The organism is Pseudomonas izuensis, from assembly GCF_009861505.1.
GTDB classification, from domain to species: domain Bacteria; phylum Pseudomonadota; class Gammaproteobacteria; order Pseudomonadales; family Pseudomonadaceae; genus Aquipseudomonas; species Aquipseudomonas izuensis.
Genome location: NZ_WTFT01000033.1, coordinates 13623 through 29017 on the forward strand (window position 1 = coordinate 13623; position 15395 = coordinate 29017).

The following is a 15395-nucleotide window of genomic DNA, read 5'->3' on the forward strand; positions in this document are numbered from 1 at the left end:
TCATGGGTTGATCTGCTGGTTAGTCGATTGGCTCGGCTGCGATTCGACATGTTCGGCTGGCAGGCCGACCGGCGGTTGTGCGCTGGCAGCCAGGTTGCCTTCGATCTGCCCTGCCATGTACAGGGTCCCGGCCATGACACCGGTGGTCGGGTTCTGCACCAGCTTGGTCCAGGCCTTGTCGAACGTGTTGCCCAGACTGCTACGAATCAGCGCTTCGCTGTCGGGCCGGTCGGCGGATTGAATCAATGCGCGAACCCCCGCGACCCCGACGGTAATCAATCCGCCCGCGAGTTTCCCGGCGGCCGCCGCCACGGCACTGGCCGCCCCTCGTGGGGCCATTTCAGCTTCCATTCGTCGGCTGGCGCGCCTGGCCACCGGCGCCATGGCGATGTCGGTTGAACCGACGCCCTTTTCGCCCCCGGCCTTGTGGATTTTGTCGATCAGCGCGGCGTAGGCCGGCAGGTTGTTCAGCGGTTCGGCGTAAACGATCTGGTACAGCGAGGCGTTGCGCGCCGGGGGCGGCCCGAGGGCAATCGCCGGGACTTTCTGGATGCGGCCATTGAGCTGAGCCATGGGTACGCCGTGGCGCTGGGAGATTTTTTGCAGTTCTTCCTTGAGGATGTCCACATAGAAGGCAGCCGCCAGGGTGAGAATCGCATCCGGATCAACCTCCAGTGCCGCCGGAGCCAGCACTTTTTCCTGATATTGCTCCAGCAGATAAGCGGCCAGGCGCTTCTCCGAAGCATCCTGTTCACCCTTGGCGCTGATGGTGTACCAGCTGACTTTCATCGACAGCCATTCCTGGGTCCAGTAGCTGCTGAACCAGGGAATGAAGTTTTGTTCAGTCAGTTCGTAGACCCGCGTGCGCCAGTAATCCATGGCGCCGCGGGCGTAGATTCTGGTCTGCTCGGTGGCCGATTGCGACGCCTCGACAATCTCCCGGTCCACCTGCTGCCAGGTGCTGGGCGCAACCATGATCTGCGGCGTTTCTACCGGCGCGCGCGGCGCCGTGACGCAACCCGCCAACACCAGCAATACAGCGACGATCAACGAACGCAGGTTCAAGATCGCGGTTCCTGAAAGTCTGCACCGAACCGAATGCCCGGTGCTTGAAAGGCCCTGATTTGAGTATAGGTGCGGGCCGTTGCCCTCTCGGGATTGATGGTGTTCTTGAGGCCGCCATCGCGGGCAAGCCTCGCTCCCACAGGGATCAAGGGTGTTCACAAATCTGCATTCCACCACTGACTACTGTGGGAGCGAGGCTTGCCCGCGATGGGGCCCTGGAGGTCACCCACAAAACCGACCATCACTCCCATCGATATTCAACATCGCCACGAATGCCTTCCACCTGATGACCGTCAGCGTAGGATCAATCTCAACCCAACACGAAACCTGTAGCGGAGGGTCGAATCATGCTGATCCATCTCCTGACCTGTATGGCCCTGACGGCCTTCACGTTGACTGTATTTGGCTGGTTCGTCATCTCCGAGGAGCGCACGTCATGATCAACGAAGTCACCCTGTCCGTGAGCTTCCCGGTATTCGGCAACAACTACTACTCGCAGCAATTCGAGTCTCGTAAAGTGTTGACCCTGATGTTCGACAAAAAATTCGAAGCAATGCTGATTCCATCCGCCGGCCAGCACTTCAACAACGAAGTGGTCGGGCTCAATGATCAGTTCCGCTTCCTCAACGATGTGCTGGCCGAGCATTTGCTGGCGAGCGAGTTCGCCGCTAGCGCCCGCCGCAATCAATACTCCTGAGCAGATGGCCCAGGCCGTCGGCAACACAGGTTGGCGGGGCCGGGGAAAAACGATCCAGCAGGCGGCGGTTATCGGCCCGTGAATGCCTGATATCACCGGGACGCGCCGCACTGTAGTTCAGTGTCAGCGGCCGTCCCAACAGCTCGCTCAACAGCGTCGCCAGATCATTGAGGCTGGTGGATCGGTTGAACCCGACATTGACCGCCTCGATGCCCGGTTTCGGCTCAGCGACCGCTTGTACCAGGATCTTGACCAGGTCACCGACGTACACAAAATCCCGCGTTTGCTCCCCATCGCCGTAAACGGTAATGGGGAGTTCTTTTTGCCCTCGCTCACTGAAAATACTGATGACGCCGGAGTACGGCGATGAAGGGTCCTGACGCGGCCCGTAAATATTGAAAAATCGCAGGATGACCGGTTCGAGGCCATGCTGGCGGCGATAGAAGTCCAGAAAATGTTCGCTGGCCAGCTTGTCGGCGGCATAGGGCGTCAGCGGATTCTTGGGCGTGTCCTCGGTGATGGCGGTGCCGTCGCCGTTGTTGCCATAGATCGCCGCGCTGGAGGCATAGACCACCCGCTTGACCCGCGCCAGACGCATCGCCTCGCAAATGTTCAGCGTGCCGACGAAGTTGCTCTGGTGCGTGGCGACCGGGTCGTCGACCGACGCCTGCACCGACGCCACCGCCGCCAGATGCACCACCGCGCTACAGTCTTTCATCGCCCGCGCCACCGTCGGTGCGTCGGCGACATCCCCCACCACCAGGGACAAGTGGCAGCAATCAACCGGCAAGTTCGACAGTTTTCCTGTGGAAAGGTCGTCCAGCACCCGCACGCCGTAGCCGTTCTCAAGCAGTGCTTCGACCAGGTGCGAGCCGATGAAACCGGCACCGCCCGTCACCAGAATTCGTTCAGTCATGACTATTACTCCCCTGCACGTTGGTGTCGGGTCGATACATGGCAATGAAGTCGCCCAACTCTTCAATGAACTCACGGCTGTCGGTGACCATTTGATCCCAATCAGTCGGGAAGCGGACATTCAACGGCAATTGATCGATGCGCCAGCGCGGCGGCAATGGGTGATCGAACCGGGCGGCGACCTGCAAACCCATCTCGCTGGCGGCAAACGGCCCCCGCAACACCGTCGGCGTGCGACCGGCGCTGTCCACGGACTGGACCACCCGCGCCGTCAACCATTTGCCGTCGGGCATACGCACGCGCAGCGGCTGGCCGATCCCGGCATGGCTGATATTGAGCGGTTCCAGATAGATCCACAGCAGCGGCTCCTCCATCTGTTCGATGCGCATCAGCAGGGTGCCGGCGCCGACGTTTTCGCCGGGGTTGACCAGCACTTCCGCCACCCGCCCGCTCTGCGCGGCCGTGACCGGCAGCGCGGCGAGGCGCGTTTGCAACCACTTCTGCTCGGCGTTGCGTTGAGCCTTGTCGCGCTCCTCGCTCAATGGCTGATTGGCCAGTTGCTCGCGGCGCTCGAACGCCAGCAAGTCGGCCTTGAAACTGTCGAGTTCGGACTGGGCCGCCAGCACTTCGCCACGGGACACCGCGCCCCGTATCACCAGATCCTCAAGCACCCTGATGCGGTCCTGCGAACGGGCAATTCGGGTCTGGAGCAACTGGCGCTCACGGCCTCCCAGCTTGGCATTGCTCGCTTGCGCGGTAACCGTCGGGATGGCGGCGAGTTGCGCAAGCCGGGCACGCCATTCGGGGTTATCGAGATTGGCCAGGGGTTGATTGACCCGCACCTGGTCACCGGCCTTGACGAACAATTGCTCGACCCGTCCGGTATCCCGGGCGCGTACCTCCAGAATCGGCAAGCGCAATTGCGCCGGGGCGTCGATCATCAGCATACCGTACACCAGCTTGCCCCCCAGCCAGATCAACGGACTCGCCACCAGCAACAGGATCAGATACCAGCGCACGCGAAACGCCGCGCGCTTGCCAGGCGCGTAGAGCACACTCAAGCCCTGTTCCTGAGTCGGGTTCAACTCCTTGCGACTATCGAAACGAATCTTCATCACGGCTCACCGTTTTGGAAAGTCTCGCCAGGCCTGCCAGTCGATGCCGGCAATCCCCAAAGGTTGCAGTTGTTCACGCCAGGCGTTGGTCTGGTGTTGCAACTGTTCGGTGGTCGCGCCGGCCCAGGACTCCGTGGCGTCCAGCTGCGGCTCTGTGCTCTGTGCCAGGCGAAATTGCAGCGCGGGCCAGCGTTTGGCGATCTGCTCGGCCTTTTGTGCACTGTTTTTCGGGTTGCGGGTGTAGATCATCAGGCTGACCTGGCGCACTCCCGTGTCGGGCAGCGCACAGGGCACACAGGTTTGTCCGGGTTTCGGCTCGGCGAACCAGCGAGGGTGGCTGGACATTTCTACCGGCCAGGGGCTCTGCGCGGCGGCCATGCGCAAAGTCTCAAGCAGGTTTTTCAAGCGTTGATCGGGGACCGGAACGCCCAACTGCTCGACTTCCAGATCCAGGTGCAGGCTGGTGAAGGACAGTCCCTTGAATTTCGCCAGCAGATCGGTGAGTTGATGGCGCCCTTCGGGCTCGATCCATTGCGGATCGCCCAGCAACAGGCTCACTTGCACCCCCTGTTTCGCCGCGTCCTGCAGCAATTGCTCCAACCGTTGGCGGGTGGTGCCCAGATCCCGAATCTGAGCCGACTTGAGGCCCAGGTAGATCTTGTCCATCCCGGCCTTGCGCAGCGCCGCCAGTTCAGTTGCCCGCTGCCCGGGATCGAGCAGCGTTTCGCTGTCCCATACGTAACTGGCCTGGGACCATGTCGACGGCGCCGCCTGCGCCATCAACGCGGGCGGTAACCACAGCGCCAGCGCAAACAGTATCGATCGCATATCAAAACCTCGTGGCTCGCTTGAGTACCCACCAGGGCGCCATCGAGCTTTCTTCATGCCCGCGACGGAACATCTCGTTGAGCATCGCCACCGCGCTCCAGCACCGCAGGATCAGCATGAACAACGGGAAGACCGGCACCAGCAACCCCAGGGTCATGTCCTGCCGGGGTCGGTCGGAGACCATCAGCAACATGGCGAAGAACAACAGTGCGGTGATCATCAGGTACAGCAGATAGACCAGCACAAACAGAAACAGCAGCGTCTTGCCCGGCAGAATGAACAAGGCGAGCAAGGTGTAGCTGAAGATGAGGAATGGCAGTACCAACTGAAAAAAGAACCCTGTGAGCAGGATCATCACAAAGGTTGGCCAGCCCAGTAGGCGCGGGTTGATGTTGTGGTTGTGCTTTCTGATGTAGAGAAAATACAAGTCACCGTCCCAACGCAATCGTTGCATCAGGAACTGCCTGAGCGTTGCCGGTGCGTCGGTGTGCCCGACCGCTTCGGGTTCGAAGGGGATACGCAGGTCGTGGCGTTTGAAATAGCTTTTGATGCGCAACGTCAGATCCAGGTCTTCGGCGGTATGGGTGTTCCAGCCACCGATTTTCACCAGGAAGCTGCGCCGGAACGCGCCAAAGGCTCCCGAGACGTTGTTGACCAGGTTCCATTCGGACAGACCGATTTTCGACATGTGAATCGACAACAGGTATTCCAGCGCCTGCATCGCGGTGACCCAGGATGTCCAGGCATTGCGTACCCGCAGGCTGCCAGCCACCGCCGGCACTGAAGGGTCTTCGAAATGCCGCACAATGGAGGTAACCATATTGTTGTCGAAGGACGTATCACCGTCGAGCGCCATCACGATTTCACCGCTGGCCAGCGACAGGCCGGCATTCAATGACGACACCCTTCCGCCACGCTGCCATTTGGCGATCGGCCGCAAATGGCGCCTGGGGTACAACTGCGGATCGACGTCGAAACTGCGCACGGCGCTGAGTGTCGCCTGATTCATCGTGGCGCCATCCACCACGGGAATCATCTCGATGTGGCCCTGGTACGTCTGCTCGCACAAGCTCAGCAGCGTGGTCTGCACATCCATGCCTTCGCTGTAGCAGGTGATGATGCAAGAGACCCTCGGTCGATAGAGGCTGTTCCTCGGCACCTGGCTGCGTCGCCGTGTGAACCAGCGCAAGACCCCGAGCATCACCAGGATCATCAGCGGCAGTTCGAACATCAGGAACAAGGGGAAAAGCATGTAGAACAACCGGCTCAATCCATCCGAGCCCATGAGCGAAACGATCAGGTTGTAGAGTTGCTCCATCAATGGGCTCATGGTGCGTCACCCCAGCTCACTGGCCAGACGGGCCAGAAGCAGTTCGCCATCTTCCTGATCGAGCAGTTCCTCGGGCGCCGTGATGCTGATGACACGCAGGGAAATGTCGCTGATCTCCGGTGCGGAAAACAATTCCGCGACCTTGCCCAGGCGTTGCTTGACGATGGCCAGGCCCTTGGCATCGGTATGGGGCAGCATGATCCAGAAGAACTCCTCCGTGCTTCGCGAGCAGCGGTCCGTTTCCCTGACGGTTTCCTTCAGCCGATCGGTCACGCTGTCGATGAACGCGTGACCGCGTTGTTCACCCAGGCGCGACAAGGCCCCGGTCAGGTTGACGAAGCGCAGGCCGATCAACGAGAAGGCCGGCTCGGGGTAGCGACGCACGAGCTGGATCTGCCAGGTCAGCAGGTCATAGAAATCCTTGCCGCCCAGCAGCGTGAGTCGACCGAAGTGCTGGGCCGAGCGATCACTGAACTCCTGGCGGCAGCGGAAACGACCGGCCTCGGTCAGGCGGAAATCCCTGATCTCCCGCACCCGCAACTTGTCGGGGGTGTGCGACAGGCCGCAGTCCAGGCAACGGGCCTGCACTTCGGCATCGACAAAAAACGCCTGGCACGACCGACAGCGATAGTTCTCCATCGGGCGGTCGTAATCGCTGCCGATGTGGCGCAAACGGTTCAGGCAATTGGGGCACAACAACACCCCGTCCTTGAGGAAGGATTCCTGAGGTCCGACGTGACCGCAGGTGAAACAGTGCAATGAAGGTTGACGGGAAATGTCCAGGGCCTGGCATTCGGCGCACACATCGATGTAATTGAGCCGGCCCGAGCCACAGTCCGCACAGAGGCGAACCCGGTCGACCAGAACGCCCTCTTCCAGCCAGTCCTGTTGCGCCATCAGAGTCAACCAGACAAACGAGTTGACTGGCTCGTTGTCCGCCAGCGCGTCCAGTAACGGATAGCGATAATGCTGGGGTACTTCCGGGTCGCGCAGGGCATAGATGCGCGCATCGTCGCGCAGCCAAAGCCAGGACAGCACCCGACTTTCGAAGCGCTCCGGGGCGGCCTCTTTACTGAACAGGCGGAAGCGTTCCAGCCAGCTCCGCCAATTGGTTTTGATTTCGTTGGAGTCGACCGGGCAAGCGCCATCCCCCAGGGCTTCGCACCAGGCATCCTGATCGCGGCAGCAATAAATGAGGGTGTAACGATAGGGGCGGATGGAGCGCAACTTGCGCAGGAATTTTCCCGCATGGGTGCCGGGCATATCCAGCAGCAGTACATCAAATGCGGCGACAGCCAACAGGCTGGCAAAATCGGCAAAGTGTGCAATCTCGGGAAGATTCAGGCTGGGAACTCTATTACCGAGTATCGCGATTCGCGGATTTGAAATCGGCATGACATACGCCCTCTACAAAAGACCGAGAAGTGCGATTGACAGGAGATACCAACACTAGCACCGCATCAGAGAAGCGCATGCTTAATTGTGAAGTTATTTTTTGACAGTCCGACCGTCGAAAGTTCTTCAGACAATTCAATGAATTTTTGTACATCTTATCGCGGGACAATTTGATCGAAAGCAAAAACAATACGAATTTGAAATTATTTATTTTTCAATCATTTAAAAGAACTAACGAACTAATAACCTCACACATAATTGATTGCCAATCAAATTGACATCATTGATAGCGTTGCGCCATTCGGCAGTATCTGCGACTCGAAACCAGTTGCACTCGACTCTTTACATTTACGACCAACGGCTGCACATACAATGCAACACGCTATAAGTTCAAATTCTTTTTATATCAAAATAACAGTCTTTTATTACCAAACCAAACAGTAATACCCATAACTATTATCATCAGCTTATCAGCCATTATTTCAATATCAAGTTCATGGCACTCGATAGATCATGCAACTTGTTTATGGGTGCGCCCTTATGCGCAAACTTCCCTGAGACAGCCGCGCAACCAGCGATGCACCGGGTCGGCATCCAGCCGCGGATGCCACAGCATGGCCACAGTAAACTCCGCCAGGGACAGCGGCAGCGCAAAGCTGTGCATGCCGGCGCGCAGGTTGGTGGTGTGGCGTTCCGGCACGCTGGCGATCAGGTCGCTGGCGCGGGCGAGCGCCAATGCAGTGGAGAAGCCGGCGACGATGGTCACGATCTGTCGCAACAGACCCAGGGGCGCCAGGGCTTCATCGATCGGTCCCTTGTCCAGCCCGCGACGGGACACACTGATGTGGCTGCCCGCTGCATAACGTTCAGGCGTGATCTCACCCTCCCCCAGCGCATGCCCGGCACGCACCACACCGATGAAACGATCGCGAAACAAACCCTGGGTCCGCAGCTCCGGGCCAGCGGCGTGGCCGACGACACCGGTCTCCAGATCGACCGTGCCATTACGCAGTGACGTGCTGTCCTTGTCGGGTTTGTGCACGAAACGCAGGCGCACACCCGGCGCTTCTTCGGCAATGCGTGCGATCAGCGCGGCACCGAAGTTTTCGACAAAACCTTCGCTGGTGCGCAGGGTAAAAGTACGCACCACCTGTCGGAGGTCAGGCTGCTCGGCCGGGCGCAGTACCGTTTCAGCCTCCAGCACAAGCTGACTGACCCGCTCACGCAACTCCAGTGCCCGCGGCGTCGGCACCAGGCCGCGCCCGGCCCTGACCAGCAGCGGATCGCCCGTGGTTTCACGCAAGCGCGCCAGCGCCCGGCTCATGGCCGACGGACTCAGGCCCAAGCGCTTGGCGGCCCGCGCCACGCTGCCCTCGGTCAGCAGGACATCCAGTGTGATCAACAAGTTGAAATCGGGCGTCGACATGAAGGGCACCGTGGCTCAGTGAGAGGGCGTCAGACGCACGTATCAAGTGCAACCGGTGCGCCTTCCGCCATGTTAGGCGCGGGCGTAGATTTGCGGTAGCTCCAATCGGGAGTGGCCAGAAAAGAGGACCCCCATGGATTCCACAGCAGCCGTCACAGAAAGCAGGGAACGGACATTGTCTGTCAGGTGGGCGCTGGCCAGCCTGTCGCTGTCGATGTTGTTGTCATCCCTGGGCACCAGCATCGCCAATGTCGGCCTGCCGACACTGGCCCAGGTCTTCAATGCGTCCTTTCAACAGGTGCAGTGGATCGTCCTCGCCTACCTGCTGGCCATCACCACCCTGATCGTCAGCGTCGGTCGCCTCGGTGACCTCATGGGTCGGCGGCGCCTGCTGTTGACCGGGATCGTATTGTTCACCCTGGCTTCGGCCTTGTGCGGCCTGGCGCCGAGCCTGGAACTGTTGATTGGCGCGCGGGCGCTGCAGGGTCTCGGCGCGGCGATCATGATGGCGCTGACCCTGGCGTTTGTGGGCGAGACGGTGGCCAAGGACAAGACCGGCAGCGCCATGGGTTTGCTGGGCACCCTGTCGGCCATCGGTACGGCGATGGGACCGTCGCTCGGCGGTGTGCTGATCGCCGGGTTGGGTTGGCGGGCGATCTTCCTGATCACGGTGCCCCTGGGCTTGTTGACCCTGCTGCTCGCCCATCGCTATTTGCCTGCCGATCAGCATCGGGCAAAGACCGCTCGGGCCGCGTTCGATCCACTGGGCACCCTGCTGCTGGCCCTGACACTCGCTGCCTATGCGCTGGCCATGACCCTCGGACGTGGCCATTTTGGCGCGCTCAACATCGCTCTGCTGCTGTTGGCTTGCGTGGGTGTCGGGGCGTTTGTGTGGGTGGAGAAGCGTGCCGCCGCGCCGTTGATTCGCTTGGCGATGTTTCGCGATCGGCCGCTCAGTGGCAGCCTGCTCATGAGCCTGTTGGTAACCACGGTGATGATGGGCACGCTGGTGGTCGGGCCGTTCTATCTGGCGCAGGCCCTTGGCTTGAGTGCCGTCGAGGTCGGGCTGGTGCTGTCGGTCGGGCCCTTGGTCGCCGCACTGACCGGGGTGCCTGCGGGGCGCATTGTCGACCGCTTTGGTGCCCGGCGCATGACCCTTGCCGGGCTGGTCGCCATCGCGCTCGGCTGCCTGCTGTTGTCGGTGTTGCCGAGCACCTTGGGTATCGGCGGCTACCTTGCGCCCATGGTCGTGATCACCCTGGGTTATGCGGTGTTCCAGACGGCCAACAACACGGCGGTGATGGCCGATGTCCAGCCGGAACAAAGGGGGGTGGTGTCCGGGCTGCTCAATCTGTCGCGCAATCTGGGGTTGATCACCGGGGCTTCGGTGTTGGGGGCGGTGTTTGCGCTGGCTTCGGCGACGGTCGTTACCGCGCCCCCGCAAGCTGTTGCCCACGGCATGCGCACGACATTTGCCGTCGCGCTGGGCCTGATCGGCGCCGTGTTCATTGTAGGAGCGATGCTTGCTCGCGATGGACGTCAACGATAACGCGCCCTGCCTGGCTGACCGTGTTGTCCGGGCGTTTTTCGCGAGCAGGCTCGCTCCCACAGGTTCGCAGTCGAACGGGGCGGGACGGCGGTCTGCCCCTACTTGAGGATAAGCAGCGGCGTGTCTTTCTTGACGACGTAGGTCGCCAGTTCCGAAGCCTTGCCCTTGCCGATGTTCTTCGCGACATGCGCGGTGCCTGCCGGGATGTACAGGGATTCGCCGGCATTGAGTACGACGTTCGGCTGCCCTTCGAGTTCGTACTCGAACGTCCCTTCGATCACGTAAGCCACTTCAACACCAGGATGGGCATGTTTGGGCGACACCACGCCCGGATCGAAATCGACACGCACCTGAATGACTTCGCGCCCTTCTACATCAAGGTCGCGATGGACCAGGTCGGTGCGCTTGATGCCTGTCTGCCAGCTCTTGGCAGGGGCTTGGCCAGCGTTGGCGGATGGTTGGGTTTCCTGGGCCTGGGACAGACCGGCGAAAGCGGTTAACGCGGCCGTGACGAAGGCGACGCCAAGCAGGCGGGTGGCGTTGGTTTTGTTTTTTCGGGACATCGCAGTTCTCCAATGAGCGCCGGGTAAAAACGCGCGGGGTGCCGTTGTGGGGCAACGCCATTACGCGGTGGTCATGTATCGCGTTCGTGTCGTGGAGGGACTGTTTTTGTATGCACAAGTTGCTGGCGGCGAGGGAGATACGTTCAGATACACAGGCCTGGTCCTCGGCCTCGACCGCCAACAACTACCTGACCCAGGGTGAACCACGGACGCTGAAGTTGTCGGCGACCGTGGGTTTCTAAGAGTTCGGCGTCCCAGAAAACGCGCAACACCTGTAGGAGCAAAGCTTGCTCGCGATGGCGGTGGTTCAATCAACATTGATGTCGACGGATACACCGCTATCGCGAGCAAGCTTTGCTCCCACAGGGGATTGCGTCGCTTCAGGTTTCCCGAGTTTTCGTTGACCACCATCGCGAGCAGGTTCGCTCCTCCAGGGGAATGGGGTCAGGCATTCATTTCGGCGGCGAGCAGGTTTACCAGCGCCGCCGCCGGCATGGACCGGGCCAGTGGCGCGCCCTGCCCGGCCCACTGCACGGCGAAGTCGCTGTTGGCCCTGGCCGCTGCGGCGGCATTGAGCGCCTTGTTGGCGTCGTAGGCGATGGGATAGTCCGGCAGCGCCGGGGCATTGGCCTCAAGGCTGGTGAAGTTACGATTGACCATGCCCCGGGCAGGTCGGCCGGAGATGACGCTGGTGACCCTGGTTTGATGAGCACGCGGGCCTTTGAGCGCATCGCGATAAGCCGGGTTGGCGGAGGATTCGGGACACAGGATGAACGCCGTACCCAACTGCGCGGCACTGGCGCCCAGCTGCATGACGGCCTTGATGCCGGCGCCATCCATGATGCCGCCCGCCGCGATCACCGGCAGTCGGCATGCATCGGCCAGCACACGTACCAGGGCGAAAGTGCCCATCTCGCTGTCCTGCCGCGGATCGAACACCCCGCGATGTCCACCGGCTTCGTAACCCTGCGCCACCAGCGCATGCACACCGGCCTGTTCCGCCTGCTGCGCTTCGGTCAGGTTGGTCACGGAACACAGCAGGACGATACCGGCGTCCTTGAGTGCATCGATCGCCGGTTGCGGTGGCAAGCCGAAATGGAAGCTGACCACCGCCGGTTTTTCTTCCAGCAGCATGTGCAGCATGCCGATGTCCGCGACGAACGAGGTGTAGATCTCACGCAGCGCGGTCGGCGCCGTGGCGTCGAACTCAGTGAAAAACGGCGCGAGGAAACTCAGCCACTGCGCTTCACGCACAACGTCTTGCACCGCAGGCGCGTGGCAGAACAGGTTCACATTGAAAGGCTTGTCCGTCAGCGTCGCGGTCTCACGCAACATGGCACGCGCCTGTTCGACGTTGCTCGCCCCGATGCCGATGGAGCCGAGCCCGCCGGCGTTGGACACCGCGGCCGCGAGCCTGGGAGTGGAGACGCCCACCATGGGTGCCTGGATGATGGGCAGTTCAATGTCTAAAAGGGACAATAGAGGGTTGGACATGAGAACACCTGAATGTGATGCGAAAAAATGAGGAGCATGGAGTCGCCCCCCCGGGAAAACGGACAACGTGCCAGCCCGCGCCAACACGCCCTCCCACCCGAAAAACTCAGTGATTACTTGGACGTCGGCATGGCAAATTCAGCGCCCTTGGCAATGCTGTTCGGCCAGCGCTGCATGATCGACTTCTGCTTGGTATAGAAACGCACGCCTTCCTCGCCATACGCGTGCATGTCACCGAACAGCGAGCGTTTCCAGCCACCGAAACCGTGCCACGCCATGGGCACCGGAATCGGCACGTTGATGCCGACCATGCCCACCTGGATGCGGCTGGCGAATTCACGGGCGATGTGACCGTCACGGGTGTAGCAAGCGGTACCGTTGCCGAACTCGTGGGCGTTGACCAGTTCGACTGCCTCGGCAAAATCCTTCACCCGCATGCACGCCAGCACCGGGCCGAAGATTTCCTCTTTATAGATCTTCATTTCCGGGGTGACGTGATCGAACACCGTGCCACCGAGCCAGAAACCCCCGACGCAGTTGGCACCGGCCTCTGAACCGTCAAAGCCGCGTCCGTCGACCAGCAGCTCGGCACCTTCGGCAATGCCTTGTTCGATGTAGCCGGTAATGCGCTGGTGGGCCACTTGCGAAACGATAGGTCCCATTTCAGCGGCCAGGTTCATGCCCTCGAGGATTTTCAGCGTACGGGTACGCTCCACCAGTTTCGGCATGACCTTGTCGGCGACATCACCGACAAACACCGCCACCGAAATCGCCATGCAACGCTCGCCCGCAGAACCGAAGGCCGCGCCGATCAGTGCATCGACCACCTGATCGATGTCGGCGTCGGGCATCACCACCATGTGGTTCTTCGCCCCACCCAACGCCTGCACACGCTTGCCGTGGCGGGCACCGGTCTCGTAGATGTAATTGGCAATCGGCGTCGAGCCGACAAAGCTCACGGCCTGGACTTGCGGATGATCGAGCAGCGCATCCACCGCTTCTTTGTCGCCCTGCACCACGTTGAACACACCGTCCGGCAATCCGGCTTCCTTGAACAGTTCGGCGATCAGCAGCGAGGGCGAAGGATCGATCGGGCTCGGCTTGAGCACGAAGGTATTACCGCAAGCGATCGCCACCGGGAACATCCACATCGGCACCATCACCGGGAAGTTGAACGGCGTGATACCGGCCACCACCCCCAGGGCCTGGCGCAGGGTCCAGTTGTCGATGTTGGTCGAGACCTGCTCGGTGTAGTCACCCTTGAGCAACTGCGGGATGCCACAGGCGAACTCGACCACTTCGATACCGCGGGTCACTTCACCCTGGGCGTCGGTGAACACCTTGCCGTGCTCGCGGGTGATCATCTGCGCCAGGGTGTCGCGATGTTCGTTAAGCAACGCCAGGAACTTGAACAGGATGCGCGCGCGGCGCAGTGGCGGCGTCGCTGACCAGGCTGGGAAAGCGGCGGCTGCCGACTGCACCGCTGCATCGACCTCAGAGACATTGGCCAGGGCCACCTTGGCGGTGACCGCACCGGTGGCCGGATTGGTGACGTTCTGTACGCGACCGGAATTGCCCGGTATCACGCGGCCGTGAATGTAGTGTGCGATCTCTGCTGGCTGGTTACTCATGGCGGGTGTCCCCTGCTGGTGGATAAGAACCATCTCTTTTTGTTTTCGGGAGAGTGCCAGGCGGGTTGTGGGTGCGGCTGGCAGGGCCAAGGTAGGCCAGCCAACTGATCATGTAAAATGATGATTAATGATCTTATGGATCATAAATGGTGAATGCTATTTTGCAGCCTGCACGGTGGGGAGCCCGTGATGAGGCGCACTCGTCGTTCATCCGTGCACCAGGTAGGCCCCTGGCGGAACCCGATGTCGCAGTTTTTTGCATTTGCCAGGTGCGGGCTGATGCCCCGGTGGGCGATCAGGAAACCAGATTCGGCATCGACCCGGAGGCGGTAAATGGCCGCGGGGAATCCTGACCTCATCGTATGCAGGCTCTGGCTCGTCGGAAGCCATTTGCAAGTTCCCTGCGGGAAGCCTGCCAATGGTCGGTGAATCCGATAGCCGGTCTGCCGTTACGTGAGTGAAGTTGCCAACGTCGCGCCCGTTGTCCGCAGTGGTTTGTTCTGCCACGCCCATTTCTGCTTCGTTGCGCCTTTGGGTCTCCATTTCCACCCCCTGGCGTACTGCGACCAGATCCTCTTTGGCGCTGGGTGGGGTACCCGTGGATTGGGCCTGCTGCGCCGCCTGAATCAATTGGAAGTTGCGGTTGCGTAACGCAACGTTGCGACCAACCCGCATGTTCGAGCGCGTCGCCAGGGTTTCAGCCTGCTGGTACTGCCCCTGTTGAAGACGCAACACACCCAGGTAATGCAGGGTCGCGGGATTGTTCGGCTGGATATGCAGGGCTCGCTCCAGCGTGGCAGCGGCTTGGTCCAACTGGCCATTTTCATACTGTCGCGAGGCGGTTTCGATCAGCGTGGTTGATGCACTGTTGCTTTGAGCAGCAGCGGTTCGCTCGGCAGCAACCGAACAAAGCGGCGCGACGGCACAGAACACCAGGATCAAACCCGGTAAAAAACGTTTGGTTGGCATCAGGGACGGACTCGACTGATCTCGCACAGCACTGCCGAAAAACAGACCACAGTGCTCGGGGCTCCAATCGACCTGGCGAGCACCTTGAAGTTCCCGCCCCATCCTCCGGGCGTGTACCGCGTATTCCGAACGTTTTTCATCGGAACGCCGCCCAGACCAAGCATCGCTCCTACAGACTGTCAGGGCGGAACCGTCAGTGGCCGTTGCCGCAGGATTGGATATGTAATCGGTCAACAGCATTCAGGTCGGCTGTCAGGCCGCTTTCGCTGCGATGCGGCGACCCGACAAGCCAGCTCCCACAATGAACCGGGAATATCCGCGAAAGCCAGGTCGGCTGTCAGGCCGCCTCGCTTTGGCTTTGGCTTTGGCTTTTGATCTTCTTGCCACCTCGAGAGGCCGAGAGGCCGAGTGGAGGTTC

General features: G+C 60.8%; 14 protein-coding genes. 3 read left to right on the plus strand and 11 right to left on the minus strand.

The features are described from left to right. The gene (locus GPL81_RS23760) at positions 1-1065 is read right to left on the minus strand and encodes a hypothetical protein (protein WP_160108689.1); all 1065 of its coding nucleotides are present in this window, start codon (positions 1063-1065) and stop codon (positions 1-3) included. A 436-nt stretch (positions 1066-1501) separates the two neighbouring features. Between GPL81_RS23760 and GPL81_RS23765 the strand changes: the two genes are divergently transcribed. Further along, complete coding sequence (locus GPL81_RS23765) at positions 1502-1762, plus strand: hypothetical protein (protein WP_160108690.1); 261 nt, start codon at positions 1502-1504, stop codon at positions 1760-1762. Here GPL81_RS23765 and GPL81_RS23770 read toward each other — a convergent pair. The 6 genes from GPL81_RS23770 to GPL81_RS23795 all read right to left on the minus strand — a co-directional run bounded on the left by GPL81_RS23770 (position 1734) and on the right by GPL81_RS23795 (position 8771). Beyond that, positions 1734-2678 (minus strand): NAD-dependent epimerase/dehydratase family protein, encoded by a 945-nt coding sequence (locus GPL81_RS23770; RefSeq protein ID WP_160108691.1) that lies wholly within the window; start codon positions 2676-2678, stop codon positions 1734-1736. The genes GPL81_RS23765 and GPL81_RS23770 overlap by 29 nt on opposite strands. Next, positions 2671-3792 (minus strand): HlyD family secretion protein, encoded by a 1122-nt coding sequence (locus GPL81_RS23775; RefSeq protein ID WP_160108692.1) that lies wholly within the window; start codon positions 3790-3792, stop codon positions 2671-2673. The genes GPL81_RS23770 and GPL81_RS23775 overlap by 8 nt, the downstream gene beginning before the upstream one ends. Before the next feature lie 6 nt (positions 3793-3798). Continuing rightward, on the minus strand, positions 3799-4620 hold the full coding sequence (locus GPL81_RS23780; RefSeq protein ID WP_160108693.1) for a hypothetical protein: 822 nt from the start codon (positions 4618-4620) through the stop codon (positions 3799-3801). 1 nt (position 4621) lies between these two features. Then, positions 4622-5950, minus strand: a complete 1329-nt coding sequence (locus tag GPL81_RS23785; protein WP_160108694.1) for a glycosyltransferase family 2 protein — start codon at positions 5948-5950, stop codon at positions 4622-4624. A 6-nt stretch (positions 5951-5956) separates the two neighbouring features. Further along, positions 5957-7345 (minus strand): TackOD1 domain-containing metal-binding protein, encoded by a 1389-nt coding sequence (locus tag GPL81_RS23790; RefSeq protein ID WP_160108695.1) that lies wholly within the window; start codon positions 7343-7345, stop codon positions 5957-5959. A gap of 538 nt (positions 7346-7883) precedes the next feature. Further along, positions 7884-8771 (minus strand): LysR family transcriptional regulator, encoded by an 888-nt coding sequence (locus GPL81_RS23795; RefSeq protein WP_160108696.1) that lies wholly within the window; start codon positions 8769-8771, stop codon positions 7884-7886. Positions 8772-8904: 133 nt separating this feature from the next. Here GPL81_RS23795 and GPL81_RS23800 point away from each other — a divergent pair, with 133 nt between their 5' ends. Next, complete coding sequence (locus GPL81_RS23800) at positions 8905-10320, plus strand: MFS transporter (protein ID WP_160108697.1); 1416 nt, start codon at positions 8905-8907, stop codon at positions 10318-10320. Between the two features lie 98 nt (positions 10321-10418). Here the strand turns inward: GPL81_RS23800 and GPL81_RS23805 are convergent, their stop codons facing one another. After that, positions 10419-10883, minus strand: coding sequence for a cupin domain-containing protein (locus GPL81_RS23805; protein WP_160108698.1), 465 nt, complete (start codon positions 10881-10883; stop codon positions 10419-10421). A 110-nt stretch (positions 10884-10993) separates the two neighbouring features. Between GPL81_RS23805 and GPL81_RS31750 the strand changes: the two genes are divergently transcribed. Continuing rightward, a complete protein-coding gene (locus GPL81_RS31750) occupies positions 10994-11125 on the plus strand; it encodes a hypothetical protein (RefSeq protein ID WP_281355068.1) in 132 nt (43 codons plus the stop codon). 202 nt (positions 11126-11327) lie between these two features. On the opposite strand, the gene GPL81_RS23810 is transcribed toward GPL81_RS31750, so the two are convergent. The 3 genes from GPL81_RS23810 to GPL81_RS23820 all read right to left on the minus strand — a co-directional run bounded on the left by GPL81_RS23810 (position 11328) and on the right by GPL81_RS23820 (position 14977). Continuing rightward, positions 11328-12377: an NAD(P)H-dependent flavin oxidoreductase gene (locus tag GPL81_RS23810; RefSeq protein WP_160108699.1), complete on the minus strand. Its 1050-nt coding sequence runs from the start codon at positions 12375-12377 to the stop codon at positions 11328-11330. A gap of 113 nt (positions 12378-12490) precedes the next feature. Further along, a complete protein-coding gene (locus GPL81_RS23815; protein ID WP_160108700.1) occupies positions 12491-14008 on the minus strand; it encodes a CoA-acylating methylmalonate-semialdehyde dehydrogenase in 1518 nt (505 codons plus the stop codon). Positions 14009-14215: 207 nt separating this feature from the next. After that, positions 14216-14977, minus strand: a complete 762-nt coding sequence (locus GPL81_RS23820) for a tetratricopeptide repeat protein (RefSeq protein WP_160108724.1) — start codon at positions 14975-14977, stop codon at positions 14216-14218. Positions 14978-15395: the final 418 nt, after the last annotated feature.